A 23,760-nucleotide genomic window follows, 5' to 3' on the forward strand; every position below is an offset into this window, starting at 1 on the left:
GAAAGACCTCCTGCTTTATAAACATCTCTCTTAGCACATAGGCAAAGGTGACTTGAACTGAAACGCTTTACCTCAGTTTAGTCATCTTTTGTCTTATAGTAAGCAATGTTCAAATTACATTTAAGTTCAATGAGCGTTTGCTAATCCCAAATTCATCGTATGTAATAACAATAAGACTGACATTTGAGTTTCCATTCCAACTCAATGCCAGTCTTATTCATCTTCTTAGATTTGTTTAACACAAGTGTCAAATCCGGCACTCACTTTACTGCGCCATAATGTTACGTGTTAATTTAATGCCTTGCTCAGGTGTTTCATATAGCGAAATGGTGTTGAGTGACACGCCTTCTGGCAAATACTCATTAAAGCGTAACCATATCCAATGTGCAATATTTTCGACCGTCGTATTCATATCTGGCAATGTATCATTAATCAACTGTCCATCTAATAAGGGTTCCAAATGTTCGCGGTACACTTTATCAATATCTTTAAAGTCGACTGCCATGCCATGTTCATCTGTTTTAGACCATAGCTCGACCTCTAATGTATACGTATGGTTTTCTAAATCGACATGTTCAGTATTTGAAAAGTAAATACGGTTATCACTCGTAAATTGATAGCGCGTCGTGACGATTAATGTTTTATGGTGGCGCGCAAAATGTTTCGGTGGTTGCACATGATCAAACTTTGACATGAATTCTCCTCTTTTCTGCCCTTTTTTACTAGCTTAACATACGTTTTTAGTGATGTCGCATATGTGCTTTTAAGCGATTGTCTCCCTACTTTGTATCAAACTGTTTATTTTTATTTAGAAATATATCCCCATGTTACATTTTTGGAAGTGTGATAGAATAAGAAATGACAACTTTATCAAAATATTCCGACATCAAGCAAATGAAATAGGGGGGATTTCAATGCGACAACAACGTCAACTTGAAATTGAACGACGATTGCGCGACATTGTGGGAGAGCGTGTGTTTGTCGATGTTGCACAGCGGGTGTCTTACGGTTATGATGGTTCATTTGGTCAATATTTGCCTGATTTTGTGACGCAACCGTTAGCAACGAGCGAAGTGCAACAAATTGTAAAACTTGCGAATGTGTATGATTTACCGATTTATCCGAGGGGCGCTGGGACGAACTTGTCGGGCGGTTCGTTGCCAGTAAATGGGGGCATTGTTCTTGATTTTTCACAATGGAATGATGAGGTGACGATTTACCCAGATGATTTAATCATTAAGACGAGACCAGGCGTGAAAACGGCGGATATACATGCGCTAGCAGAACAACATCAGCTCATGTATCCACCTGATCCGTCCTCTTCTTCTGTATGTACGATTGGAGGCAATTTAGCCGAAAATGCCGGTGGGCCGCATGGCGTGAAATATGGCGTTACGAAAGATTATGTGATTGGTTTAGAGGTCGTGACAGCACAAGGGGACATCATACGGACGGGCGGCAATACGATTAAAAATGTGACAGGTTACGACTTAACAAAATTACTCATCGGCGCGGAAGGCACACTGGGTATTATTACCGAAGCGACGTTACGTCTAATTCCGAAACCGCCAGCCACGCAAACCGCATTGATTGTTTTTGAAGATCTCGGTTCAGCAGGACGTTCGATTTCACAAATATTAACTTCAGGGGTACGACCGTCAAAAATGGAAATACTCGATCACCATGCGATAAACAAAGTTGTGGATTATGCGAGCATTGATTTGCCTAGAGATGCTGCGGCATTACTGTTAGTTGAAGTAGACGGTGATGAAGCGATATTACCGAAAGAACTTGAAACCATTAAAGCCGCGCTCGCCAAAATGGGTGTGACGCAAGTTAAAATTGCTGGGTCCAAAGCAGAAGAAGCCGAGTTATGGCAAGTGCGTAAAGCGGTGTCACCAGCCGTTGTGGAACGTGGTTTTACGAAAATTTCGGAAGATGCGACGGTACCACTGAGTAAAATTCCGCACATGTTTGAGAAAGTTGATGAAATTAAACAAAAGTATGATTTGAATTTGGTTGTATTTGGCCATGCGGGAGATGGAAATTTGCATCCGACGATTAGTGCGAATATGCGTGATCCTGAAGCGGTAAAAAATGTGGAACGTGCGGTTGAGGAGATTTTTAATTATGCAATTGAACTGGGAGGAACGCTTTCGGGGGAGCATGGCATTGGTACGATGAAAAAGCCATTTATGACGCGTGAATTTGACCCAGCAAGTTTGGTATTTCAAAAAGCGATTAAAGATGCGTTAGATCCAGATCATCGCCTAAACCCTGGAAAGATTTTCCCGGCAACAGGTGAAACAAGGTTGGTGTTAAGCCATGACGACTAACTTAAAGGAACGTTTAGACTATGAAGCGACATTTGACTGTGTACAATGTGGGTATTGTTTGCCGGTTTGCCCAACGTATGTGTCATTCAAGAGTGAAAAACATTCGCCACGAGGGCGTATTAATTTGGTGAAAATGGCAGCAGAAGATAAAATTACATTGGATGATATGGCATCTGGCATTGATTTATGTTTAGGTTGCCGTGCGTGCGAAACGATTTGTCCGACACATGTGCGCTACGGAGATATTTTAAGTTCAGCTGTTGAAGTGCTCCGCGAAGAACGCCCGCAATCACCTGTCGAGAAAGTGATTCGAACAGTGGCGTTTGAAGGTGTATTAAAAAGTAAGAAAGCATTACGTCTAGTGAACAAAGGGCTCTATTTTTATCAACAGACAGGTATCGAAAAAGCGGTCACAGCCACAAAAATTTTGAAGCCACTTCCGAAATATGCACAACTCCAAAAAATGTTACCACCTGTGCGTCCAAGTCATCCTATTGAGGAAAGCGGTCATGAAGCACGTCCACATCAAATGAAAGTAGGCTTTTTTCAAGGCTGTATGATGGATGCATTTTTCAGTGAAGTGAATACACTTGCGATGCAGATTATGCGCCAACACGATGTCCATGTGACGAATGTGCCGCAACAAACGTGCTGTGGTGCGCTTCAACATCATGCAGGGGAGACGGCGCATACAATTGTACTCGCAAAAGAGAATATTGTTGCGTATGAGCAGTATGATTTTGATTATATTGTGAATACGATTGGGGGTTGTGGCGCAGCATTAAAAGAATACCACTTGTTGTTTGAGAAAGGGACAATTTGGCGTCAGCGTGCTGAACAGTTTGTCGCAAAAGTTCGCGATATTTCTGAAATAATGGCACAAATTGAGTTGGAAATGACACATGAAGTGGCGTATCGTGCGGTATATCAACCGTCATGCCACCTAGAAAATGTTCAAAAAGTATTCGAAGCGCCTGAAAATGTATTGAAACGTGTACCTGGGCTTACGCTAGTAGAGATGCCATCCCAACAAATGTGCTGTGGTTCAGCAGGGATTTATAACCTTGTGCATTATGATGCATCGATGCAAATTTTAGATCACAAAATGAGCAACGTGAAACTAGCACGACCAGAGTTGATTATTACGTCTAATCCAGGTTGTCATTTACAGATGAAGTTAGGCGTGGAACGAGAAGGTTTAGGCCAACGCGTTGCAGTGAAACATATCGTTGAAGTAGTCGCAGAAGCATGTGGCATACGTGCATCGTAACGAAAAAAGTGGATATGGGGCATCAAAAGTTTTGATATCCTATCCCACTTTTACAAACAGCAAAATTGCCATATGAGTGAAATGAATGGTATTTTAAAAGACTGTGATAGTGAAGGATAAGTATTGACTCGGAACAACCGAAAGCAGGTGACAGCATGAAAGTTTTTAAACAATTAGGGTGGTTTTTGAAACGAGAGAAATGGCGTTATATAACAGCATTGATGGCGTTGTTCGTAGCGGCATTATCGAGTTTGATCCCACCGCAAATTATAGGTTTTGTAATCGACCATATTACGGCAAAAACATTAACGCCGCAAAACTTGACGATATACCTCTTGATTATTTTCTCAGTAGGTATACTCGTCTATGGATTACGTTACTTTTTACGCACCCGCTTTTTCGGAGCCAGTGCTAAATTAGGACGTATTTTAAGAGAACAATTGTACGAGAAATATACACAAATGAGCCCATCGTTTTATCAAAAATATCGAACAGGAGATTTGATGGCGCATGCGACCAATGATATTCGTGCTGTACAAAACACAGCCGGCATTGGTGTGATGACCATTTCAGAGGCAATGATTACAGGTGGAATGACGTTATTGATGATGTTTGTGACAATTAGTCCAAAGTTAACGCTCATCGCGATGATTCCACTGCCGATTTTAGTGATTTCAACGAGTTATTATGGTCGTTTGTTGCATAAAGGTTTTAAAGAAGCACAAGGGGCGTTTAGTGAGTTGAATGATAAAACGCAAGAAAGTATTGCGGGTGTGAAAGTGACCAAATCATTTGGCTATGAAACAGCAGATGAAGATGACTTTCGCCAATTGAGTGATCGTGTTGTAGCGAAAAACTTAGTTGTTTCGAAAATCGATGCACTGTTTGACCCGACGATTGAGCTGGTCATTGGCGCGAGTTATCTACTGAGTGTTGTATTTGGCGCCTATATGGTAATTGACGGTTCGATTACGATTGGACAGTTGATTACATTCACTACTTACTTAGGTATGCTTGTATGGCCACTTCTAGCACTAGGCTTTTTCTTTAACATTATTCAAAGAGGGGCGGCGTCATATGACCGTATACGAGAGATTGAAAGTGTGCCAAGTGGTATTGTAACGACATACAAAAATAGTGACGCACCGACTGGCGATATTAATTTTAATTTAAAGCAATTTCAGTTTGAAGATACAGCACATGCTAGTTTGCATGATATCAACTTTACGATTCAACAAGGGATGACAGTGGGGATTGTCGGTCATACAGGAGCAGGTAAAAGTTTACTTATTCGACTATTATTACGTGAATTTGATACTGAGCGACCTGAAGATATTCAATATGGCCATCATCCGCTACGTGACTATGACATTCGAAAGTTGCGGGCACAGTTCGGTTACGTCCCGCAAGAACACTTTTTATTTTCTTCAACGATTCGAGGGAACATTGCGTTTAGTCAACCCGATATTGATGATGAAGCGGTCCATCATGCCAGCGCGATGAGTCATATTCACCAAGATATTTTAACGTTACCACTAGCCTATGACACAGTTGTCGGTGAACGTGGCGTCTCATTATCAGGTGGGCAGAAACAGCGGATTTCTATTGCCCGTGCATTATTGACCCATCCACAAGTGTTGATTTTAGATGATGCATTGTCAGCCGTGGACGCCGAAACTGAAACTGCTATTTTAGGTAACTTGAAAAAAGAGCGACAAGGTAAAACCAACATCATTACTGCCCATCGAATGAGTGCGGTCATGCATGCGGATCTGATTATCGTTATGCGTGACGGGACGATTATCGAACGGGGTACACATGATGAATTACTGCAGCAGCACGGTTGGTATGCTGAAACATTCCAATCTCAAGCAATGCAAAGCCGTTTAACACAAGATTTAGAAAGCGAAGTCAATGGAGGTGACATGAATGAAACAACAAGAAAGTAATCCCCAATTGACGACGAAAGAACAAACACGAACGTTATATCGACTCCTCCGATATACATTTCCGTTTAAAAAGCTGATCTTTTTAACGATGACGATGCTGACATTATCGACTGCTGCGAGTATGTCGGTCCCATATTTGGTTAAAATCTTCATCGACCAATATTTAACGCCGAGATATTTCCCAGGTAATGATATCGTGATGCTATTAATTGTGTTCGTCGGCATCCAACTGATCGGCGCTGTGACGACCTATTTAAGTATTTATTATTTACAATATTTAGCATTCAAAGTCATTCAACAACTAAGAATTGATGCATTTAAACGGATCAGTCGTTTAGGTATGAAGTTTTTTGATGCGACACCAAGTGGGAGTATAGTATCACGATTGACGAATGATACAGAAGCGATTGTTGAAATGTTCACAGGTGTCTTATCATCATTTTTAATTGCCTTTTTCATGATTTTGGCAAGTTTTACGATGATGTTCGTATTAGACGTCCGCATGGCATTTTTCGCGATATTGTTTACACCATTAGTCTTTATCGTTCTCGCTGTTTATCGTAAGTATGCATCGGTTTACTTTTATGAAACGAGACGTCGCTTATCAGATTTAAATGCGAAACTCGGTGAATCCATTGAAGGTATGAAAATCATTCAAGTGTTCAATCAAGAGGCGCGCTTACGTGACGAATTTGAAACGATTAACACATCTCATTATGAATACTCCATGAAAACGATTCGCTTAGATGGGATGCTATTACGTCCAGCCATTACGATGTTGTCAACATTTTCAACCGTGATCATTTTGGCGTATTTCGGTATTTTAAGTTTTTCGACTACGGTGACAGCAGGGGTCGTATATGCCTTTATTCAATACATGCAGCGTTTTTTTGAACCCGTTAACCAAGTGAGTCAAAACTTAAATATTTTCCAACAAGCAATTGTCTCGGCCAGTCGTGTATTTAAAATGATGGATAATCCAACACACGCCCCATTACAGAATCCACAAGGTCACAGTGAAATCACAGAAGGACGTATCGTGTTTGATGACGTGTCCTTTAGTTATGACGGTGAGCATGATGTGTTAAAGCATATTTCGTTTACAGTTGAGCCGGGTCAAACAGTTGCATTGGTCGGTCATACAGGCTCGGGGAAAAGTTCGATCATCAACTTGTTTATGCGTTTTTATGAGTTTAATCGAGGTAACATTTTCATTGATGGTCAGTCGATTAAGACCTTTCCACATGAACATTTAAAGCGTAATATGGGTCTCGTGTTACAAGATCCGTTTATGTTTTATGGCACAGTTGCTTCTAACATTAAGTTGTATCATCCGACAATGACTGAAACAGAAGTGAAAGCAGCAGCGGAATTTGTACATGCACATTCGTTTATTGAGCAGTTGGATGGTGGCTATAATCATAAAGTGATTGAAAAGGGCAGTGCATTTTCAAGTGGTCAACGTCAATTGATTGCATTTGCGCGTACGATGGCAATTAACCCGAAAATTTTAATCTTGGATGAAGCAACAGCGAATATTGATTCTGAGACCGAAGAAGCGATTCAACAGTCATTGAATCGAATGCGTGCTGGACGGACAACTATTGCGATTGCCCATCGATTATCGACCATTCAAGATGCAGATGAGATTTTAGTGTTGAATCAAGGTGAGATTGTCGAGCGTGGTACGCATGATGCTTTGATTGCAAAAGGCGGCATTTATTATAAAATGTATCAGTTGCAGCTTAAAGGTGAGTGATTTGTATCGTTTAGGGAACATATTGAGACATTCACGAGGGGAAGTGTTCAAGCTTCAGATTGCTGAACCTATGCCCCTTTGATTGATTTTAATTTAAAATGGATTGCACGCTTTGGACTCGCGTTCCTAGGAGCCTCGCTACAACTAACCAACGCTTTCATTGGAAGGGGACAGAGTTGAAGCGTTGGTGGATTTTCCGCTTCGGCTGGATGCCTCAGGAGTCTCGCCCGGCTTAACAATCCATTTTTATTTGTCTGTTGAAAGCGAGCACAGGTTCTTGCAATCTGTGTTTGAACCTCAAAAAGCAAATGTGTGCATGTTAATGATGTACAAATCACTTTCACGTTAAGACTTACTGAACATTTCATGAATAATACCTTAGTGAACTTCAAAATCTCATTTTTGGTTTGTAAGATAGGTGATTACATAATGATTGCACGCTTTGGGCTCGCGTTCCTAGGGGCCTCGCTACAACTAACCAACGCTTTGACTTAGCTGTTACATTTGTAGAGGTAGCGGTTGTGGATTTTGGGAGCAGCACAGAAATCTCATGTGCAACAAAGATTTCGTCGTACTGCCCCCGCAAGGCTGACTAGGCTACTCAAAAGCATGCGCATTGAGAAGTCAGACAGCTACTGCGTTAAACGTTAGCCACTTTTAAAGTTAAATGACATTAATTTGCCTTTAACTCATTCCATCAGGAGTCTTGCACGTTTTTTTGCAATCTGTGTTTGAACCTCAAGTCTCAAATGTGTGTTAATGACGTACAAATCACTTTCGCGTTAAGTCTGGCTGGATATTTTATAAATGAAACCTTAATGTATATCAAAGTCTTATTTTTGGTTTGTAGGATAGGTGATTGTTGAAAAAGTTATTGATTTGGTAGAAATGCGTTTTAAATGGATTGCAAAGGTTAGTAATGATAGACGTCAATTGGAAAGTACCAAGGTGACGTCTATTTTTTTATGTTTACGTATAATGCTTGATGAGTTTGTTTAGAATATAAGGCGCTTGTTCGCCAGCATATTGTTTGTAATAGGCACTGAACCGAGAGTCTTGAATATAAAGGTCTGCGAGTTGCTGATGATAGTCTGTCGAATAGTTAGGAACCATGTGCTTGAGCCAATTTTGATGTGCAAGAAAGGCTTGTTCTGCAGTTGGATGCGCGATAGGCAATGCTTGTTCCTCAATCGTTTTTAACAATAAAAATAGTGTTGCTTCGGCTGATTCTGCTGATTGGTATTCGTCTTGTGTTAAATTTTTAAAATGTTCATGTTGCGCTTTAACTTGTGTTGATGTGTATTTTTGTGCAAGTTCTTCACCATATTTTGCGTTAATTTCTGAGAGTGCATCTGCTTTTAACTGACTGAATTTTTCTTCTTGTGTCATTTCGATCCCTCCAAGTTGTTTTTCGATGAGTTTGATTTGTTTGGCAATCTGCTGCTGTTGTTGTTCTAAATAGTGCAAATGCATGTTAAGTGTGTCCTCAATAAGCGTATCTTCCTCTAAGACAGCTTTAATTTCTCCAAGTGGCAATTGCATATTTTTATAAATCATAATTTGTTGTAATTGCGCAATATCTTTCTCATTGTATAGACGATAACCTGCTTCACTCGAGTTGCTCGGATTTAGAAGTCCGATTTGGTCGTAATAGCGTAAAGTGCGTGTAGATAATCCTGTCAATTCGGATACAACCTTAATGGTATACATATTGAACCCCCTTTCTCTTTGGAATAATATCAGTGTAATGCTTGACGTAACGTGAAGGTCAAGCGCAATTTGTAATTAAATATAAAAAACACTATTCTCCATAGCGCTAAGTATTGAAAACACGCTGTTGAGGAATAGTGTTTGTTTTTTACGATTGTTCAGTTTGGCGGACTGCGAAATAGTTGTTTTCATCATCAGCAAAGTTAAACACGGTGCCTGTTGGTAAAGTCATTCTTTCGCCGACTTGAATGCCTTTTGATTTTAAGTCATCATACAACGATAGATATTGGTTGTCCCGAATATGAGGGAAGGTGTCCCTGTATTGACGCCAAAACCCATCGCTTCAACTTTTTTTGGCTTGGAGGACGATGGCGGTTTGTGCTGTGTCTGTTGGTTTTAACGTAATGACACGCATACCTTGAATTGTATCATCAGATGCGACTTAGAAATCAAAATGCGATGTCCAAAATTGTTTGGCTTTTTTGGTCTTGCACGTTTAACATGACTTCTTGTAAGCGTTGAATCATTTAAATACGGCCTTTTTTAGTTACAGTTGGCTCACATCAATTTCAAATGGGGTTGCTGTTTCATCACTATTCAATAATGTGATATGTGATGGAATAATACGTAATACCACTAAATCAGGGTCATTTTTAGAGTCGAAAAATGTGTGATCTTGTTCTTGCCACAACCAATCGATTTCTTTCGAGTTGGTAATGATATCGACTCGACCTTCAATTTCGACATAAGGCTGACCTGAACCTTCTTCATAACCTAATAATACATGGGCATCTGGGTTTTGTGTCAGTTCTTCAAACTTGCGTGTAGAACGGCTCGTTTTTGTATATAAATCTAAGTCATCGTTATAAAAAATCATATAACGGCTATTCGGTTTATTATTGACAGCAGTAGAGAGTACACCAATACGTGACTGTTCGATTACTTGATTGATTTTTTCAATCGCTTGTTGTTTCATCATTATCACCTCAAAGTTAATTTACCCTGAATCAATGATGATAAACGGAGCGGCATTGGAGAATGATATGGCATGAGGTTATTGACATGAATGATGATTTTGTCGTTCTTGATGTTTTACGACATAAATATTGCCTAAGAGTCAACAAATCCATATAATAATGCAGGAAATGCTATAGTGCCACCTGTGATCAGTATCATTATAAATATTACGAAACCAGTGATAAAACTGCTAATCAATTGTTTCAGTTTTATCTGTCTATATATCGCCTTTTCATCAAATTTGTTGATAAAGCATTGCAAAAAAATGATACGATCTGTTGGAAGGACACAGATCGTATCATTGGCATATCATGATGTTTTAGAATAGTTTTGTGTATTCGGTTTGAAATAAGATTCAGTCTCTTGCTTAATGATTTTATATAAGAATAAAATACCGATTAAGTTTGGAATCATCATCATCGCATTAGCAGTATCTGCAAACAACCACACTGTTTTAAGGTTAGCAATTGTTCCTACAAACGTAGCAATGACATAAATGACGCCATAAAGCATGACATATTTGACACCGAATAAATATTCGAAACATTTCGCACCGTACACGAACCAAGCGATAATGGTAGAAAATCCGAAGAAAATAACCGAAAGTGACACGACATATTCGCCTAAAGTGCCCAAACTTGCGCCGAACGCCATACTTGTCAGTGCGCCAGCTTCTAATTTTGTATCATGTGAAACGCCTGACAATAAACCACCTGTTGGATCCCAATAACCTGTTACGAGTAAAACAAGACCTGTCATCGTACAGACAATGATTGTCACGATAAATGTACCTGTCATAGCTACAAGTGCTTGTGTCGCTGGATGTCCGGCTTTAGCATTACCAGAAATCAATGCGACCGTACCTAAACCAGCTTCGTTTGAAAAGATCCCTTTAGATACACCATTTTGAATCGCTTGCATGACCATAATGCCAGTAAAACCACCAGCAGCAGATACCGGTGTGAACGCATATTTAAAAATTAAACCGAATGCCGGTAAAATTTGATCGTAATTAATAATGAGAATTGTCACAGATGCACCAATGTAAAAAATCGCCATCATTGGAACGAAGAATCCTGCAACGTTACTAATTCGTTTCAGGCCACCAAAAATAATGAGTGAGATGAGAATGACTAATACAATTCCAGTGATGAAACCACTCACGTTAAAGCTATTCGTCATAACGTCAGCAATCGTATTGGATTGCACACTATTCCCGATACCTAATGCAGCAAAGGCACCGAATATCGCAAAGGCAATCGCTAAAAATTTGAAACGATGACCCAACCCTTTTTCTATGTAATACATCGGACCACTTGAATATTCACCTTTATCATTTTGAACGCGGAACTTCATCGCTAACAACGCCTCGGCATATTTCGTTGTCATACCAAGCAAACCAACGACCCACATCCAAAAAATCGCACCTGGACCACCTAAAGTGACAGCTGTCGCGACACCGGCGATGTTCCCGTTACCAATCATACCGGCAAGTGACGTCATCAACGCTTTAAAGTTACTAATATCACCTTCACTTTCGGCTTCTTTTTTATTAGGAACAAAGGCGAGTTTGAAAGCATGAATCAGTTTTGTGAACTGCATGCCCTTCAACACAAAGGTTAAAAACAACCCCGTTCCCGTTAATAAAATGAGACTCGGTGCGCCCCATAATATCGCATTTAATTTTTCTAGGATATTAATCACACTGTACCCCTCCAATATTTGCATCTCTCAAGTAAACGCTTTCATCATTATAATACACATAGATTTGAATTGTAAAATAATACTAAAATCTAATTATTGCTCTTTTAAATTAAATAGATATCAACATCGGTAATGCCATTTCCCATAACACGTCGCATGTTACCGCATTACATCTTGTTGATTGCATGCAAGTAAATTAAAAACGCACTCTCAAATTTTACACCTTTCCTTCAAACATTACCACTTTTATTTGAATTTCCATTTTCAAACATTAGAGAAATCAACATATTGAATTCTTTTTACTCGAAAATTTATGAAGCATGTGCATGAAAACTAGCATTATAGATGAGGGGACATTCTATATTTGAAGTGTTACAGCTTTAGAAAAGTCTAGTCAGTCATAATGGAATAAGCACTTTCTTTTTTCACCCACACAACAAGGAGAAAGGGGATGGTGCGTTAAAGGAAACTAAGAAGCGTATGTGAAAAGTGTTTTTAAATATTGAAATGTTGAACAAAAATTGCAAGAGCTTCGAAAGACATATTCCTCCTTCCTACGCTCAACCCATAACAGTGAAATTGCATGGTAATAGAAGGGGGAGAGGTGTATTTGTTTTGTTGTTCAAATGAAAGAATGAACGATTCATTAAAAAAGCTGCCTTATTGAATTGTAAATCTGGCGAGACTCCTGAGGGAATGAGTGCATACTGCTGACAGTCGCCTCTTTAATTAAATAGTGGTTACTGTTTATCGCAGTATCTGTCTGGGGATGGGACATAAAAATTTTTGATGCTATTGATGCAATATTTTTGTTAAACTTGCCCTCCCTATGATTTGTGGCTTTAGATTCCCTTCATGACTTCGCGTTCCTAGAGGCTGGCCCTACAACTCAATTCGGCTTGATTATAGTGTACATTTGGTGGTAGCCGAATTGGATTTTCCGGACCAGCTGATCCCTCAGGAGTCTCAGCCTTCTGGGCAGTCTTATATCAAATACACAGAACTGAAGGCAAGTTTATGAAATTAAGAAAACAATAGCATCAATTTTTATCCCATTCACGCTCATTTTCCGACCGTTTTAAAGTCATTAATGAATATACAATCTATGTATGGCTTGAGGCTTAATTTTTTCAAGCCCCATCCCTTGGTATACACAACAAAATATAGTAAAGGAGCTGAGGAAACTTAATGTCCCAGCTCCTAGTCAGCCTTGCGGGGGCAGTACGACGAAACCTTTGTTGCATATGAGATTTCTGTACTGCTCCCAAAATCCACAACCGCTACCTCCACAAATGTAACAGCTAAGTCAAAGCGTTGGTTAGTTGTAGGGTCATCGCCTAGGAACACGAGTATAGGTACCAATCAATAAGAACAGCTATTTCAATATAAAGAATCGTTCATTTATCTACATGTGATTTTCTCAAATACCACGTCATTTCATATAACGATACGACATCAACGCTTTCAACATATCAATCTCCTTCTGCAACTCGGCCCCCTCATTCGTATCTCGAATCAACTTACGCTCCAACTCTTTATCCACAACACGACGAATAGACAACTCATCTTCACCTGTCTCTAATAACTTCTCTTTTGAATTAAAATGTTGGTGCGCCACAAGCTGCATACCAAACGAGTTATACAGCAACGTGTAGCCCGCGATACCTGTCGTCGATTGATACGCTTTAGAGAAACCACCGTCAATAACAAGCATTTTACCGTTTGCTTTAATAGGATTTTCACCATCGCGCTCTTTCACAGGTGTATGTCCGTTAATAATACGACCTTGTTCGGGATTCATGTCGAATTCTTCCAACATCTTTTTCACAACGTCTTCATTTTCACGCAAACGATAGTATGGGTTTTTCACTTCTTTATGCGTGTTCTTGTCTTTAATAAAGTAACGCTCGAATGTCGTCATCGCACGTTTACCGAATAATGATGAATATTTACCAGTCCATAAATACCAGACTAAATCCGTTGAAAGGTCATCTTCTACTTCTTTATGTTCATAAGCGTAACGGACGTGCTTTTCAAATTCATCAATCAGTTCACGTCCAGTCAAGAAACGGCCATCAATTGTCATACCTTCCATTTCACCTTGCTCGTCAATGGGAATACAACCGTGAATGAGTAAATTACCATTGTAACGTAAGTACAAGTTCCCTTTTTTCATTAAGAAGTCTACATGACGACGCAATTTCTCAGATTCTTGTACAGATGTGAGCAACTTATCCATCACTTCTTGCTCTTCTTCAAGCAATGCAGTAGGTTGGCGACGGTCTACTGTTCTAAAACATGTATTTTCAATCGGATGGACTTTGCCGTTCAGTTCGATTGTACGGTTGCGATAATCCACACGATCGAGCAGTAAACGTTCATTCATTTCAAATTCAGGACGACGTTTAATAATCGGTCCTTCCAATTTAAATTGAATCATTGCAATGGCTTGATGAATTTTAGTAATCTGTAAAATTTCTGACTCTGATGGATTTTTCTCAGGATGTTTTTTCGGACGAAATGCCTCATTATCATCGTAATACTTTTCGGCTAGCGTTAATAATGGACGCAAGTTAATACCGTAAGCATCTTCAATAATGTCGAGATTGTCGTAACGTGCACAAATGCGGAGTAAGTTCGCGAGGCACACCTTTGAACCAGAGTAGGCACCCATCCATAAAACATCATGGTTCCCCCATTGAATATCGACAGAATGGTAATCAATGAGTGTATCCATAATTTTGTCTGGGTGAGGACCACGGTCGTAAATATCACCAACGACGTGGAGATGATCTACAACTAATCTTTGTGTCGTATTTGCAAGACTGATAATAAGTTTATCCGCTTGGTTCAATTGGATAATTTGTCTCAGAATTGCATCATAATAATCTTTTTTGTTGTTGAATTGGTTACTTTTATAGAGTAACTCTTCAATGATAAATGTATATTCTGGCGCTAATGATTTACGTAATTTTGAACGTGTATATTTGGAAGAGGTATATTTTACTAATTCTAGTAAGCGATTAATCGTTTTTTCATACCATGTGTGACGTTCACTTTTTGTATTAAAACCATTTTTAATACGCTTAATTTTTTCTTCTGGATAGTAGACTAATGCAATCAATTCATTCATTTCTTGGGGGTCTAATCGTGATTTGAAAATGTCATGAATCTTTTGTTGTAAATTACCAGATCCATTACGCAACACATGTTGAAATGCGTGATATTCACCGTGTAAGTCACTCACAAAGTGTTCTGTACCTTTAGGTAAATCCAAAATCGACTCTAAATGGATAATTTCAGTCGCAACTTTTTCTTCTGAATCGAATTTTTCAGCGATTAAATCTAAATACTGCCTTTTTAACTCTTTTTCTGTTTGAGATGACATATGAATTTCTCCTTTACCCATAAATTGTTCGTTTTTTAGATTATCGCAGGCCATGAATGATACTGCTTTTGTTTAAGTAGCTCAAAATGGATGAACTTGTGTGATAGAGGAAGATCATCAGTGGGAAATGGTGTTCCGCGTACTTGATGTGCATTAATCAAGGAAGCACGTGTTCTTGTGTTCAATAGCACGTTCAATGAAAGTAGTACGGCCAGCACAATACGAATCTTTCTCACCCGTCTTCAATCATCATGACAAGCCAAGTTGCCCTTATTTATCAAATATGAAGTTGACCTGTGTCTAACCGTTTCAACTCTATTAAACCACATTATTTATAGAAGTTAAACGAACCTGATTATGTACAGATTGTCTACAATGAAGATGCTCAACTTTTTGAATATTATTGATACACTTTGCATTTTGTATGTCATGCCCTTGATTTTATGATAATAGCGCGATATAATGTCAAAGTTATTAGTTAGCTTAGCTCACCGAAATGAGAAAGGAGTATTTGAGTGCAAAATCAAGAGCATCAAGCGTTTATAAAAAATTATATCTTCAACTTTTTAGTCAGTTTTTTTGTTTATTTTGCGATGTACTTACTTATTGTTGTTATCGCGCAATATGCCATTCAACGTTATGACGTATCTACCGGTGTTGCAGGATTGATTACGGGTATTTTTATCGTCGGTGCATTGATTGGCCGTTTCGTAGGTGGGCGCTATATTCATGAAGTGGGCCCTAAACGATTGTTGATGATTGGATTAGTGTTATTTATTATCACGCAATGTTTTTACTTCATTGAAGGGAGTCTCATCTTTTTATTTGTGACTCGTTTTTTAAATGGGATGGCGCTTGCGATTGCGACAACTGCGACAGGAACGATTGTGCCACTGATTGCACCTGTTGAACGGCGAGGTGTAGCGATTAGTTTGTTTAGTTTAAGTTTAGTGATAGGTGCCGCGATTGGTCCGTTTTTAGGGTTATATTTAGCAGGCATTTATCCAACATTCGTTTTATTCACAGTCTGTCTCATTGTTGCGATTTTAGCGTTCATCTTTGCACTGTTTTTAAAAGTCAATGTCAAAATGGCTGATCAACAATCTGACCACCAAGGCTTTCATATTTCGCAATTTATTTCAGTACCAGCGATTCCGATTGCGCTTGTCGTCCTCATTTGTGGTTTAGGTTACGCCTCTGTTTTATCATTTTTACAATTGTATGCCGTAGAAATTAATTTAACTGCAGTGGCGCGCTATTATTTTATCTTCTATGCAATCACTTCAGTTTTCACACGCCCATTCGTCGGTCGTATTTTGGATCGCTTCCATGAAAATTGGGTTGCTTATCCTGCACTAGTGATATTTGGTGTAGGTATATTAATATTAGCGATAGCACATAGTGGATGGGCATTGTTATTGTCTGGTGCATTAGTCGGTATTGGCTATGGTAGTATGACGGCTGTCGGTAATGTTGTAGCTGTCAAAGTATCACGTGCAGATCAAGTCGGTCTTGCAACTTCCACATTTTTCATCGGACTAGATGTTGGCGTTGGTTTTGGTCCAGCGTTACTCGGCATGATTTTACCTGCTATCGGTTATCGTATGATGTATGTAGCGATAGGTATCATTTTATTGTTATGTATCATTTTATATGCCTTTATTCACGGCCGTCGTCAGTCAAAAGTGATGCAATAGTTGCGAAGCATAGTAAATAACCAAAAAAATAATAAATTAGTATTTTAAAAAATGGCTTAATCCCTTGTAATGATGGAGGTTTAAGCCATTTTTGTTAATTAAAGTGTAAATTATTAAAGAATTTTCTAAAAACGTTCAAAAAATGTTCAAAATTTTATTGTAACCGCTTTCTTGATGTGGTATATTCAGATAGCTACATGAAAGGTCATCAGGTGACCTAATGAAAGAGGGGCAAAAATTATGAGTCAAAAGAAAACGAATGTCCGTTGGCTATTTGCAGGTGTGTTTTTCTTAATTGGTGTCATCGCCTATATGGACCGCTCTAATATCTCTTATATTGCGGTACCAATGATGGAAGACTTACATCTTACAAAAGCACAATTTGGATTTTTAGGTTCATTTTTCTCTTTAGGTTATGCATTGATGCAAGTACCATCAGGATTTTTAGCTGAGAAATACGGACCTAAAAAGATGATTACGATTGCGTTAGTATGGTGGAGTGCATTTACAATCTTTACAGGAATGGTGAAAAATCATGGATTAATGTTTTTCGTCCGTTTTCTATTCGGTGTAGGGGAATCGCCAATGTTTCCGTCGAACGCTGTATTCAATACATATTGGTTCAGCAAGCATGAAAAAGGGCGTGCGGCAAGTGCGTTATTAGCGGGTTCTTATTTTGGACCTGTACTTGCACCAATTGTAACAGTGACAATTTCTAATGCATTTGGTTGGCAAGCTGTGTTCTACATTTTTGGTGCGGTTGGTTTCTTAATTGCGATTTTATGGGCAATTATTGCGAAAGACTTACCAGAACATCATAAAATGGTGAATGAAGCAGAAAAACATTTCATTATGGAAAACCGTGACGTTGTTAAAACGAAAAAGACAACACCACCATGGGGCGCGTTTTTCTCACGCTTTAGTTTTTATGCGATTGCATTACAATATTTCGTAGTTCAATTTGTTATTACATTATTTTTATACTGGTATCCAACGTACTTAATGGAACAATTCCACGTTGACCGAGATACAATGAGTAAAATCGCGGGTATTCCTTGGTTAGTAATGTTCGTCTTCATTTTAAGTGGTGGTACGATTTCAGATAAGATCTTGAGCAGTGGTAAATCACGTTTTGCGGCACGTGGTATTATTGCCATTGCAGGTTTTGCGATTTTTGGTATTTCACTTAATTTCGCGGTCACTTCAGATAGCTTAGTGAAAAATATTGTTTGGATGTCACTTTGTTTGAGTAGTATCGGTTTAGCGATGGTTATGAGCTGGGCTTCAGCGACAGATTTAGGACGTAACTATTCAGGAACTGTTTCAGGGTGGATGAACTTATGGGGCAATATCGGTGCGGTATTAAGTCCGATCTTTGCGGGTTACCTTGCAGAAATGATCGGTTGGATTCCAACATTACGCTCGATGCTTATTTTAGTAGTCGTTGCGATTGTATTATGGTTCTTTGTTAAGCCGGACCAACCTTTAATTAAAGACGAAGCGTAATAAATAGAGGAAGTGGGACTGAAATTTTTCATGCTATTGACGCAATGTTTTCTTTAACTTACCCTTTCCATATGTTTTGTACTTTTGATTGCCTTCATGGTTTTGCGTTCCTAGGGACTGAATCTTCAACTCAATTCAGCTTGATTGAAATGTACACTTGACTGGTGTCGAATTGGATTTTGGGAGCAGTACAGAAATCTCATGTGTCACCAAGGTTTCGTCGTACTGCCCCACGCAAGGCTGACTCGACTTCTCAAAAGTGCAGATATTGAGAAGTCAGACAGTTACTGCGATAAACAGTAACCACTATTTTCTTTTTTATTTTCAATTTGGGCTTGAGGGGATATAATAAGAGGCATAAAATCATCGTGAAAGAGGTCAGTCGATGCAAAAATTAACACGTGGGTTGGTTCCACTTATTGGTATTGCATTGATTTTAGCAGGCGTATATTTAATCTTTAAGCCGAAAATTGATGCATATTTGACCAATAAAGAAAATGAACAAAAAATTGAAGTATATGAAGAAAGTCAACAAAATGCACCATCAAAAGTGCCTGAAATTCCGAAAGACCCGTCGAAAGTCGTTGGTGTATTAGAAGTGCCGTCAGTCGGTATAAAAGAAGCTGTGTATCCTGGTCCTGCGACACCTGAACAATTGGAGCGCGGTGTCAGTTTGGCGGAAAAGGATGAATCACTCAAAGACCAAAATATCGCTATTGCGGGACATACGAATTATAGTTTGAACTATCAATTTACAGAGTTACACAAAGCGAAAAAGGGTGCAGAAGTAATTTTTAAACTGGGTAAAGAAACGCGCAAATATCAAATTACGTCGATTAAAGATGTCGATCCGTATCAAGTTGAAGTGTTGGAAGAGATGAAGAAAGATAAAGACCAACTGACACTCATTACTTGTGATGATTACGATGAGAAAACAGGTCAGTGGCTGACACGCAAAATTTATGTAGCAGAACGTGTGTAGTCGTCAAATGGATAATTAAACTTAGAGGTGATGTCGTATCGCATGTGCGAGGCATTACCTTTTTTATTTAGCATGTTAATGGTGTTGTTGAGAGCGGTTTCATAATTCTTTTGAATTCTCATCGCCGGACCTATAATATAAGAAGTACTAAGGTTAAGGGAGGACTACTGATGCATATACTCATTGCACCTGACTCATTTAAAGAATCTATGACCGCGATGCAAGCTGCAGAAGCAATTGAACAAGGTTGGCGTGACGTTGCGGGTGATACAATAACGTTTCATAAAATACCTATGGCTGATGGGGGAGAAGGAACGACCCAATCACTTCACGATGCACTACGAGGTGTGTGGCGAACGATTCCGGTTCAAGATCCATTAGGTCGTCCTATTTCAGCGACGTACAGCCTTGCGAATGAAGGACAGACCGCAATCGTTGAAATGGCGGCAGCTTCTGGATTAGATTTAGTGTTGTCAAATGAACGAAATCCACGTATGACCTCTACGTATGGCACGGGACAATTGTTGTTGGATGCGCTCGATCAAGGTGTGTCACATATTATTTTAGGGATTGGCGGCAGTGCGACGAATGATGGAGGTGCTGGGTTACTCCAAGCGATAGGGGTCCAACTTTTAGATGCAAAGGGCCAGCCGATTTCTCGAGGTGGTGAAGCTTTAGCGCAATTAAATCGTATCGACATGTCGCATATAGATGAAAGGTTTCAAAATGTGCAACTTGAAATCGCTTGTGATGTCGATAATCCGTTGCTCGGTCCGAATGGGACAACTGCAGTTTATAGTGCGCAAAAGGGTGCAAGTCAAGCGGACCAAGTCATATTAGAAGCCGCTTTGTCACACTTTCATACTGTAATTGAACAAGATTTAAAGCAACAAGTGGCCGATATTCCAGGTGCGGGTGCTGCAGGGGGATTAGGTGCAGGTTTGTTGGCATGTCTTCCCGTAGACTTAAAACATGGCATTGACATTGTCCTCTCGGTGACGCAATTTGACGAGTATGTGCAACGTGCAGACCTTGTCATTACTGGGGAAGGTGCGATTGATGGACAAACTGTGTACGGTAAAACACCAGTGGGCGTCGCTAAAGCAGCGAAAAAGTATGGAAAGCCTGTTATTGCGATTGCCGGCAAATTGGGCGTAGGGTATGAAGCAGTTGAAAAGCATGGTATTGATGCGGTATACAGTATGTCAACAGGGCCCATGTCTCTAGAACAAGCAATCAATGAAGGGCCTGTGCACTTAAAACAATGGGCGCGGCATATGGCAAAATTTTATCAACTGATGAAAGAGAAGAGGTAAACGGATGCAAAAATTTCATTACAAAGAATATTTTTGGGATGTTACGAAAAAAATCATGACGGTATTCAATGACAAAGACGAACCCGTATATCAATTGAAGTTGGCCCGTGGTCAACAACGGTTCAAGCTGTCATTGCTATTCAATTATTTATGGCAAGAGTATGAAATTGAAGATGGCGAAAACCGTTTTTATTTATCGCGGAATAAAGGTGTCTTCGGTTGGTTATTGCCAACTTGGCAAGTGTATCAAAATGAGCAGTTGATGGGGCGTTTTCGTGCGAGTTCTCTTTTGCCGTTACGCTTTTACTATGATACAACGGAGGGCGACCGTTTTAAGTTTAAATTTCGCTTTTTTACATACAATGCTGAAGTGCGCGATGAATCGGGGCGTGATGTGATGTCTGTTGCAGCGTCAATTTTTAAGTTGAAGCCTGAATACCGTATTGAAATTCATGACGGTATGACCCATCCAGCGCTGTTGATTTTACTCTTTCAAGTAGGACAAGAATTCATTTCAATCGCAAGAAAAAGCCACTGAAACGATAGAGGCCTCAGTGACTATATATTCAAATAGGTTGGTGATGTCTTCACATGTGATCGAGGGCGTCATCAACCTGTTATTTTAGGAAAGAGCACATGGTTTTCTAAGTGGACATGCGCATGTGTTTCTCGTTCTAAGTGTGCAATTCGGTCGTAAACGAGTCGCCAAGTACCGCATGCTTCAGCTGGCGGTTGGAAATCATGCGTCAGTTCACGCATCTGTTGAAGTAATGCCCCCGCCTCATCGTGATCATCGACTAGCGATTGAACGACGGCATCTATATCTTCAACAGTTTCACCATTGGCAGAACGCACCAATTTAGGAAAAGCGTTTTGGTCTTCTTCATCTGTATGTGTCAACATTGCTGATTTAAATGCATCAAAAGTTGATTTTAATGTCACTAAATTCGGATGGTTTGGACCATGCACGCGTGAGAGTTTTGTGACATACGGTGTCAATTGCTTGAACTCTTCTCTTAATGTGTCATGATAGCGAGCTTGAATATATTGAATTAAAGAAGGGACAGATAAATATTGTGGTTGCATCCCTTCACCTTGTTGTTGACTTGCATCTTCTAATTCTTGAAGGAGTGGTGTGAGCGACAATTTAGGATGGTTTGAAACAGCTTCTTCAAGAGAAATCTGTCCCCCACAGCAAAAATCGATGCCGTGTTTGCGGAAAACGTCTGCTGTTTTAGGATAATGTGTAACGATATCCGCAACTTTATCTTGGGTAGCAATCATACTAAAACTTCCTTTCGTCTTGTAATACATTCATCATATCAATAATGTGAAAAAATGAACATTAGGGAAAAGGATGTGTTCACTTCGAAAAATGGATATATTTGACATGATTATCTCCTTAGCTCAAAAATTTTAGAATTACAAATAACGGGAAATTACACAGGTGACCTTTTTACAGAGACGTCAGCGCAATGCAAGAGGATAGAAACTTTGATGGTACTGGTAAAATAAGCATTTGTGTCAATTAAGGGAAAAACGAGCATCGCTACATAAATTTTAATTTAAAAATATCTCAAAAAAGCAAATTTGTAATGATACAAAAAGTTTTAAATGTGCTATAATATAGAATTGGAACCGCTTACACCATTGTATTGTATTTGCTGAAGGGGTCAAAAAATAGCAAATATGATATATTGGATAATGCGGAGTGGGACGGATATCTCACTTAATTGAATAGATAAGACGTTCCATTCTGATATTATGTGGTTTCATTGACGGGAAATGTGAAACACAAAGGAGGAATGGCAATGATTTTCGAAAAGATGGCACAAGCTGATTACGAGCAGTTAGTTTTTTGCCACGACGAAACAACAGGTTTAAAAGCAATTATTTGTATTCATGACACAACTTTAGGTCCAGCATTAGGGGGTTGCCGCTTCTGGAATTACGAAAGTGAGGAAGATGCGATAGTCGACGTGATGCGCTTAGCTAAAGGGATGACATATAAAAATGCAGCTGCCGGCCTTAATTTAGGTGGCGCAAAAACTGTTGTTATTGGTGATCCGAAAACAGATAAATCTGAAGCATTCTTTAGAGCACTTGGTCGCTATATTCATAGTTTAGATGGCCGTTACATTACTGCAGAAGATGTAGGAACTACAGTAGAAGATATGGATTTCATTCGTTTAGAAACACCATATGTGACAGGTGTCAGTGAGTCTTACGGTTCAAGTGGTAATCCAAGTCCGATGACGGCATTAGGTGTTTATTATGCGATGAAACGTACAGCGAAAGAAGCATTTGGCTCTGACAGTTTAGACGGGAAAACTGTTGCTGTACAAGGTGTAGGTAATGTCGCATATCATATGTGTAAATACTTACATGAAGAAGGCGCGAAACTGATTGTGACTGATATCAATGAGGAAGCCGTGCAACGTGCAGTGAATGACTTTAATGCTGAAGCGGTAGGAATTAATGATATCTATCAAGTTGACGCTGACATTTTTGCGCCATGTGCACTGGGTGGTATTTTAAACGATAAAACGATTCCAGAGCTTAAAGTGAAAATGATTTGCGGTAGTGCCAACAACCAATTGCTAGAAGAAAACAAGCATGGTCAAATGTTAGAAGAACGCGGCATTACTTATGCACCTGACTTTGTTGCTAACAGTGGTGGTGTCATCAACGTAGCTGACGAGTTGTACGGTCAATATAACCGTGAACGTGCTGAAAAGAAAGTGAAAAACATTTACGAGCAAATGGATAAAATTTTCACGATTGCAAAAGAAGAAGGTATTTTACCATTACAAGCAGCGGAACATCTTGCAGAATCACGAATTGATACGATGATGCGTGTACATAGTAAATATTCAGCAACTCAAAAATAATCATACAAGCATAAAGAGAGATAGGGGAACTTTAATGTGTCCTTGTCTCTTCTTTTTTTGCGTGAAAAGTGAATGATGTACGGAATAAACGACAAGTTAAAATAAAATGAAGTTGGATTGAATTATGTCACATTAAATTGCGAATATTTGAAAAAATGGTGTTGCTAAATGATCTTTGTTCGGTTACGCTATCACTATTGTGGTACGAAGCGCATTTGAAGGGGACAGAAAAAGT

The 23,760-nt window shown here is 39.3% G+C and carries 16 protein-coding genes; 10 read left to right on the plus strand and 6 right to left on the minus strand.

The annotated features are described in order from the left end of the window. Nucleotides 1-265: 265 nt before the first annotated feature. A complete protein-coding gene (locus P3U61_RS01625; RefSeq protein WP_014612994.1) occupies nt 266-694 on the minus strand; it encodes a 6-pyruvoyl trahydropterin synthase family protein in 429 nt (142 codons plus the stop codon). Nucleotides 695-914: 220 nt separating this feature from the next. Between P3U61_RS01625 and P3U61_RS01630 the strand changes: the two genes are divergently transcribed. The 4 genes from P3U61_RS01630 to P3U61_RS01645 all read left to right on the plus strand — a co-directional run bounded on the left by P3U61_RS01630 (nt 915) and on the right by P3U61_RS01645 (nt 7,314). After that, nucleotides 915-2,336, plus strand: a complete 1,422-nt coding sequence (locus tag P3U61_RS01630; protein WP_323695710.1) for an FAD-binding oxidoreductase — start codon at nt 915-917, stop codon at nt 2,334-2,336. Continuing rightward, nucleotides 2,326-3,606, plus strand: a complete 1,281-nt coding sequence (locus tag P3U61_RS01635) for a (Fe-S)-binding protein (protein ID WP_110179154.1) — start codon at nt 2,326-2,328, stop codon at nt 3,604-3,606. The genes P3U61_RS01630 and P3U61_RS01635 overlap by 11 nt, the downstream gene beginning before the upstream one ends. A gap of 155 nt (nt 3,607-3,761) precedes the next feature. Beyond that, complete coding sequence (locus P3U61_RS01640) at nt 3,762-5,555, plus strand: ABC transporter ATP-binding protein (RefSeq protein WP_065354018.1); 1,794 nt, start codon at nt 3,762-3,764, stop codon at nt 5,553-5,555. Further along, on the plus strand, nt 5,536-7,314 hold the full coding sequence (locus P3U61_RS01645) for an ABC transporter ATP-binding protein (RefSeq protein ID WP_031253600.1): 1,779 nt from the start codon (nt 5,536-5,538) through the stop codon (nt 7,312-7,314). The genes P3U61_RS01640 and P3U61_RS01645 overlap by 20 nt, the downstream gene beginning before the upstream one ends. A 969-nt stretch (nt 7,315-8,283) precedes the next feature. Here P3U61_RS01645 and P3U61_RS01650 read toward each other — a convergent pair. The 4 genes from P3U61_RS01650 to P3U61_RS01665 all read right to left on the minus strand — a co-directional run bounded on the left by P3U61_RS01650 (nt 8,284) and on the right by P3U61_RS01665 (nt 15,133). Then, nucleotides 8,284-9,024, minus strand: a complete 741-nt coding sequence (locus P3U61_RS01650; protein ID WP_100006646.1) for a MerR family transcriptional regulator — start codon at nt 9,022-9,024, stop codon at nt 8,284-8,286. Between the two features lie 547 nt (nt 9,025-9,571). Further along, nucleotides 9,572-10,003, minus strand: a complete 432-nt coding sequence (locus P3U61_RS01655; RefSeq protein ID WP_031253602.1) for a pyridoxamine 5'-phosphate oxidase family protein — start codon at nt 10,001-10,003, stop codon at nt 9,572-9,574. Between the two features lie 347 nt (nt 10,004-10,350). Beyond that, nucleotides 10,351-11,745 carry an alanine/glycine:cation symporter family protein gene (locus tag P3U61_RS01660; protein ID WP_100006645.1) on the minus strand — a complete coding sequence of 465 codons (1,395 nt, stop codon included), beginning with the start codon at nt 11,743-11,745 and terminating at the stop codon, nt 10,351-10,353. Nucleotides 11,746-13,177: 1,432 nt separating this feature from the next. Then, nucleotides 13,178-15,133 (minus strand): fructose-bisphosphatase class III, encoded by a 1,956-nt coding sequence (locus tag P3U61_RS01665; protein WP_037542294.1) that lies wholly within the window; start codon nt 15,131-15,133, stop codon nt 13,178-13,180. Between the two features lie 515 nt (nt 15,134-15,648). On the opposite strand from P3U61_RS01665, the gene P3U61_RS01670 reads away from it, so the two are divergent. The 5 genes from P3U61_RS01670 to P3U61_RS01690 all read left to right on the plus strand — a co-directional run bounded on the left by P3U61_RS01670 (nt 15,649) and on the right by P3U61_RS01690 (nt 21,172). After that, the gene (locus P3U61_RS01670) at nt 15,649-16,830 is read left to right on the plus strand and encodes an MFS transporter (protein WP_014613003.1); all 1,182 of its coding nucleotides are present in this window, start codon (nt 15,649-15,651) and stop codon (nt 16,828-16,830) included. Between the two features lie 240 nt (nt 16,831-17,070). Further along, nucleotides 17,071-18,336, plus strand: a complete 1,266-nt coding sequence (locus P3U61_RS01675) for a pyruvate MFS transporter (protein ID WP_014613004.1) — start codon at nt 17,071-17,073, stop codon at nt 18,334-18,336. Between the two features lie 385 nt (nt 18,337-18,721). Beyond that, entirely contained in the window at nt 18,722-19,318 is a 597-nt protein-coding gene (gene srtA, locus P3U61_RS01680; protein WP_014613005.1) for a class A sortase SrtA, read from the plus strand. A 170-nt stretch (nt 19,319-19,488) separates the two neighbouring features. Next, nucleotides 19,489-20,634, plus strand: a complete 1,146-nt coding sequence (locus P3U61_RS01685; RefSeq protein ID WP_110179295.1) for a glycerate kinase family protein — start codon at nt 19,489-19,491, stop codon at nt 20,632-20,634. 4 nt (nt 20,635-20,638) lie between these two features. Next, nucleotides 20,639-21,172, plus strand: coding sequence for an LURP-one-related family protein (locus P3U61_RS01690; RefSeq protein WP_014613007.1), 534 nt, complete (start codon nt 20,639-20,641; stop codon nt 21,170-21,172). A gap of 71 nt (nt 21,173-21,243) precedes the next feature. Here P3U61_RS01690 and scdA read toward each other — a convergent pair whose 3' ends face one another. After that, a complete protein-coding gene (gene scdA / locus P3U61_RS01695; protein WP_014613008.1) occupies nt 21,244-21,918 on the minus strand; it encodes an iron-sulfur cluster repair di-iron protein ScdA in 675 nt (224 codons plus the stop codon). A 527-nt stretch (nt 21,919-22,445) separates the two neighbouring features. On the opposite strand from scdA, the gene P3U61_RS12360 reads away from it, so the two are divergent. Then, nucleotides 22,446-23,525, plus strand: a complete 1,080-nt coding sequence (locus P3U61_RS12360) for a Glu/Leu/Phe/Val family dehydrogenase (protein ID WP_015729615.1) — start codon at nt 22,446-22,448, stop codon at nt 23,523-23,525. The last annotated feature ends 235 nt before the right edge of the window (nt 23,526-23,760 follow it).

Source organism: Staphylococcus pseudintermedius (assembly GCF_034042775.1).
Classification (GTDB): domain Bacteria; phylum Bacillota; class Bacilli; order Staphylococcales; family Staphylococcaceae; genus Staphylococcus; species Staphylococcus pseudintermedius.

What these genes read in the sequence shown, in the direction of transcription:
- P3U61_RS01625 (WP_014612994.1), bottom strand. Translation starts at nt 694, where the DNA reads ATGTCAAAGTTTGATCATGTGCAACCACCGAAACATTTTGCGCGCCAC.
- P3U61_RS01630 (WP_323695710.1), top strand. Translation starts at nt 915, where the DNA reads ATGCGACAACAACGTCAACTTGAAATTGAACGACGATTGCGCGACATT.
- P3U61_RS01635 (WP_110179154.1), top strand. Translation starts at nt 2,326, where the DNA reads ATGACGACTAACTTAAAGGAACGTTTAGACTATGAAGCGACATTTGAC.
- P3U61_RS01640 (WP_065354018.1), top strand. Translation starts at nt 3,762, where the DNA reads ATGAAAGTTTTTAAACAATTAGGGTGGTTTTTGAAACGAGAGAAATGG.
- P3U61_RS01645 (WP_031253600.1), top strand. Translation starts at nt 5,536, where the DNA reads ATGAAACAACAAGAAAGTAATCCCCAATTGACGACGAAAGAACAAACA.
- P3U61_RS01650 (WP_100006646.1), bottom strand. Translation starts at nt 9,024, where the DNA reads ATGTATACCATTAAGGTTGTATCCGAATTGACAGGATTATCTACACGC.
- P3U61_RS01655 (WP_031253602.1), bottom strand. Translation starts at nt 10,003, where the DNA reads ATGATGAAACAACAAGCGATTGAAAAAATCAATCAAGTAATCGAACAG.
- P3U61_RS01665 (WP_037542294.1), bottom strand. Translation starts at nt 15,133, where the DNA reads ATGTCATCTCAAACAGAAAAAGAGTTAAAAAGGCAGTATTTAGATTTA.
- P3U61_RS01675 (WP_014613004.1), top strand. Translation starts at nt 17,071, where the DNA reads ATGAGTCAAAAGAAAACGAATGTCCGTTGGCTATTTGCAGGTGTGTTT.
- srtA (WP_014613005.1), top strand. Translation starts at nt 18,722, where the DNA reads ATGCAAAAATTAACACGTGGGTTGGTTCCACTTATTGGTATTGCATTG.
- P3U61_RS01685 (WP_110179295.1), top strand. Translation starts at nt 19,489, where the DNA reads ATGCATATACTCATTGCACCTGACTCATTTAAAGAATCTATGACCGCG.
- P3U61_RS01690 (WP_014613007.1), top strand. Translation starts at nt 20,639, where the DNA reads ATGCAAAAATTTCATTACAAAGAATATTTTTGGGATGTTACGAAAAAA.
- scdA (WP_014613008.1), bottom strand. Translation starts at nt 21,918, where the DNA reads ATGATTGCTACCCAAGATAAAGTTGCGGATATCGTTACACATTATCCT.
- P3U61_RS12360 (WP_015729615.1), top strand. Translation starts at nt 22,446, where the DNA reads ATGATTTTCGAAAAGATGGCACAAGCTGATTACGAGCAGTTAGTTTTT.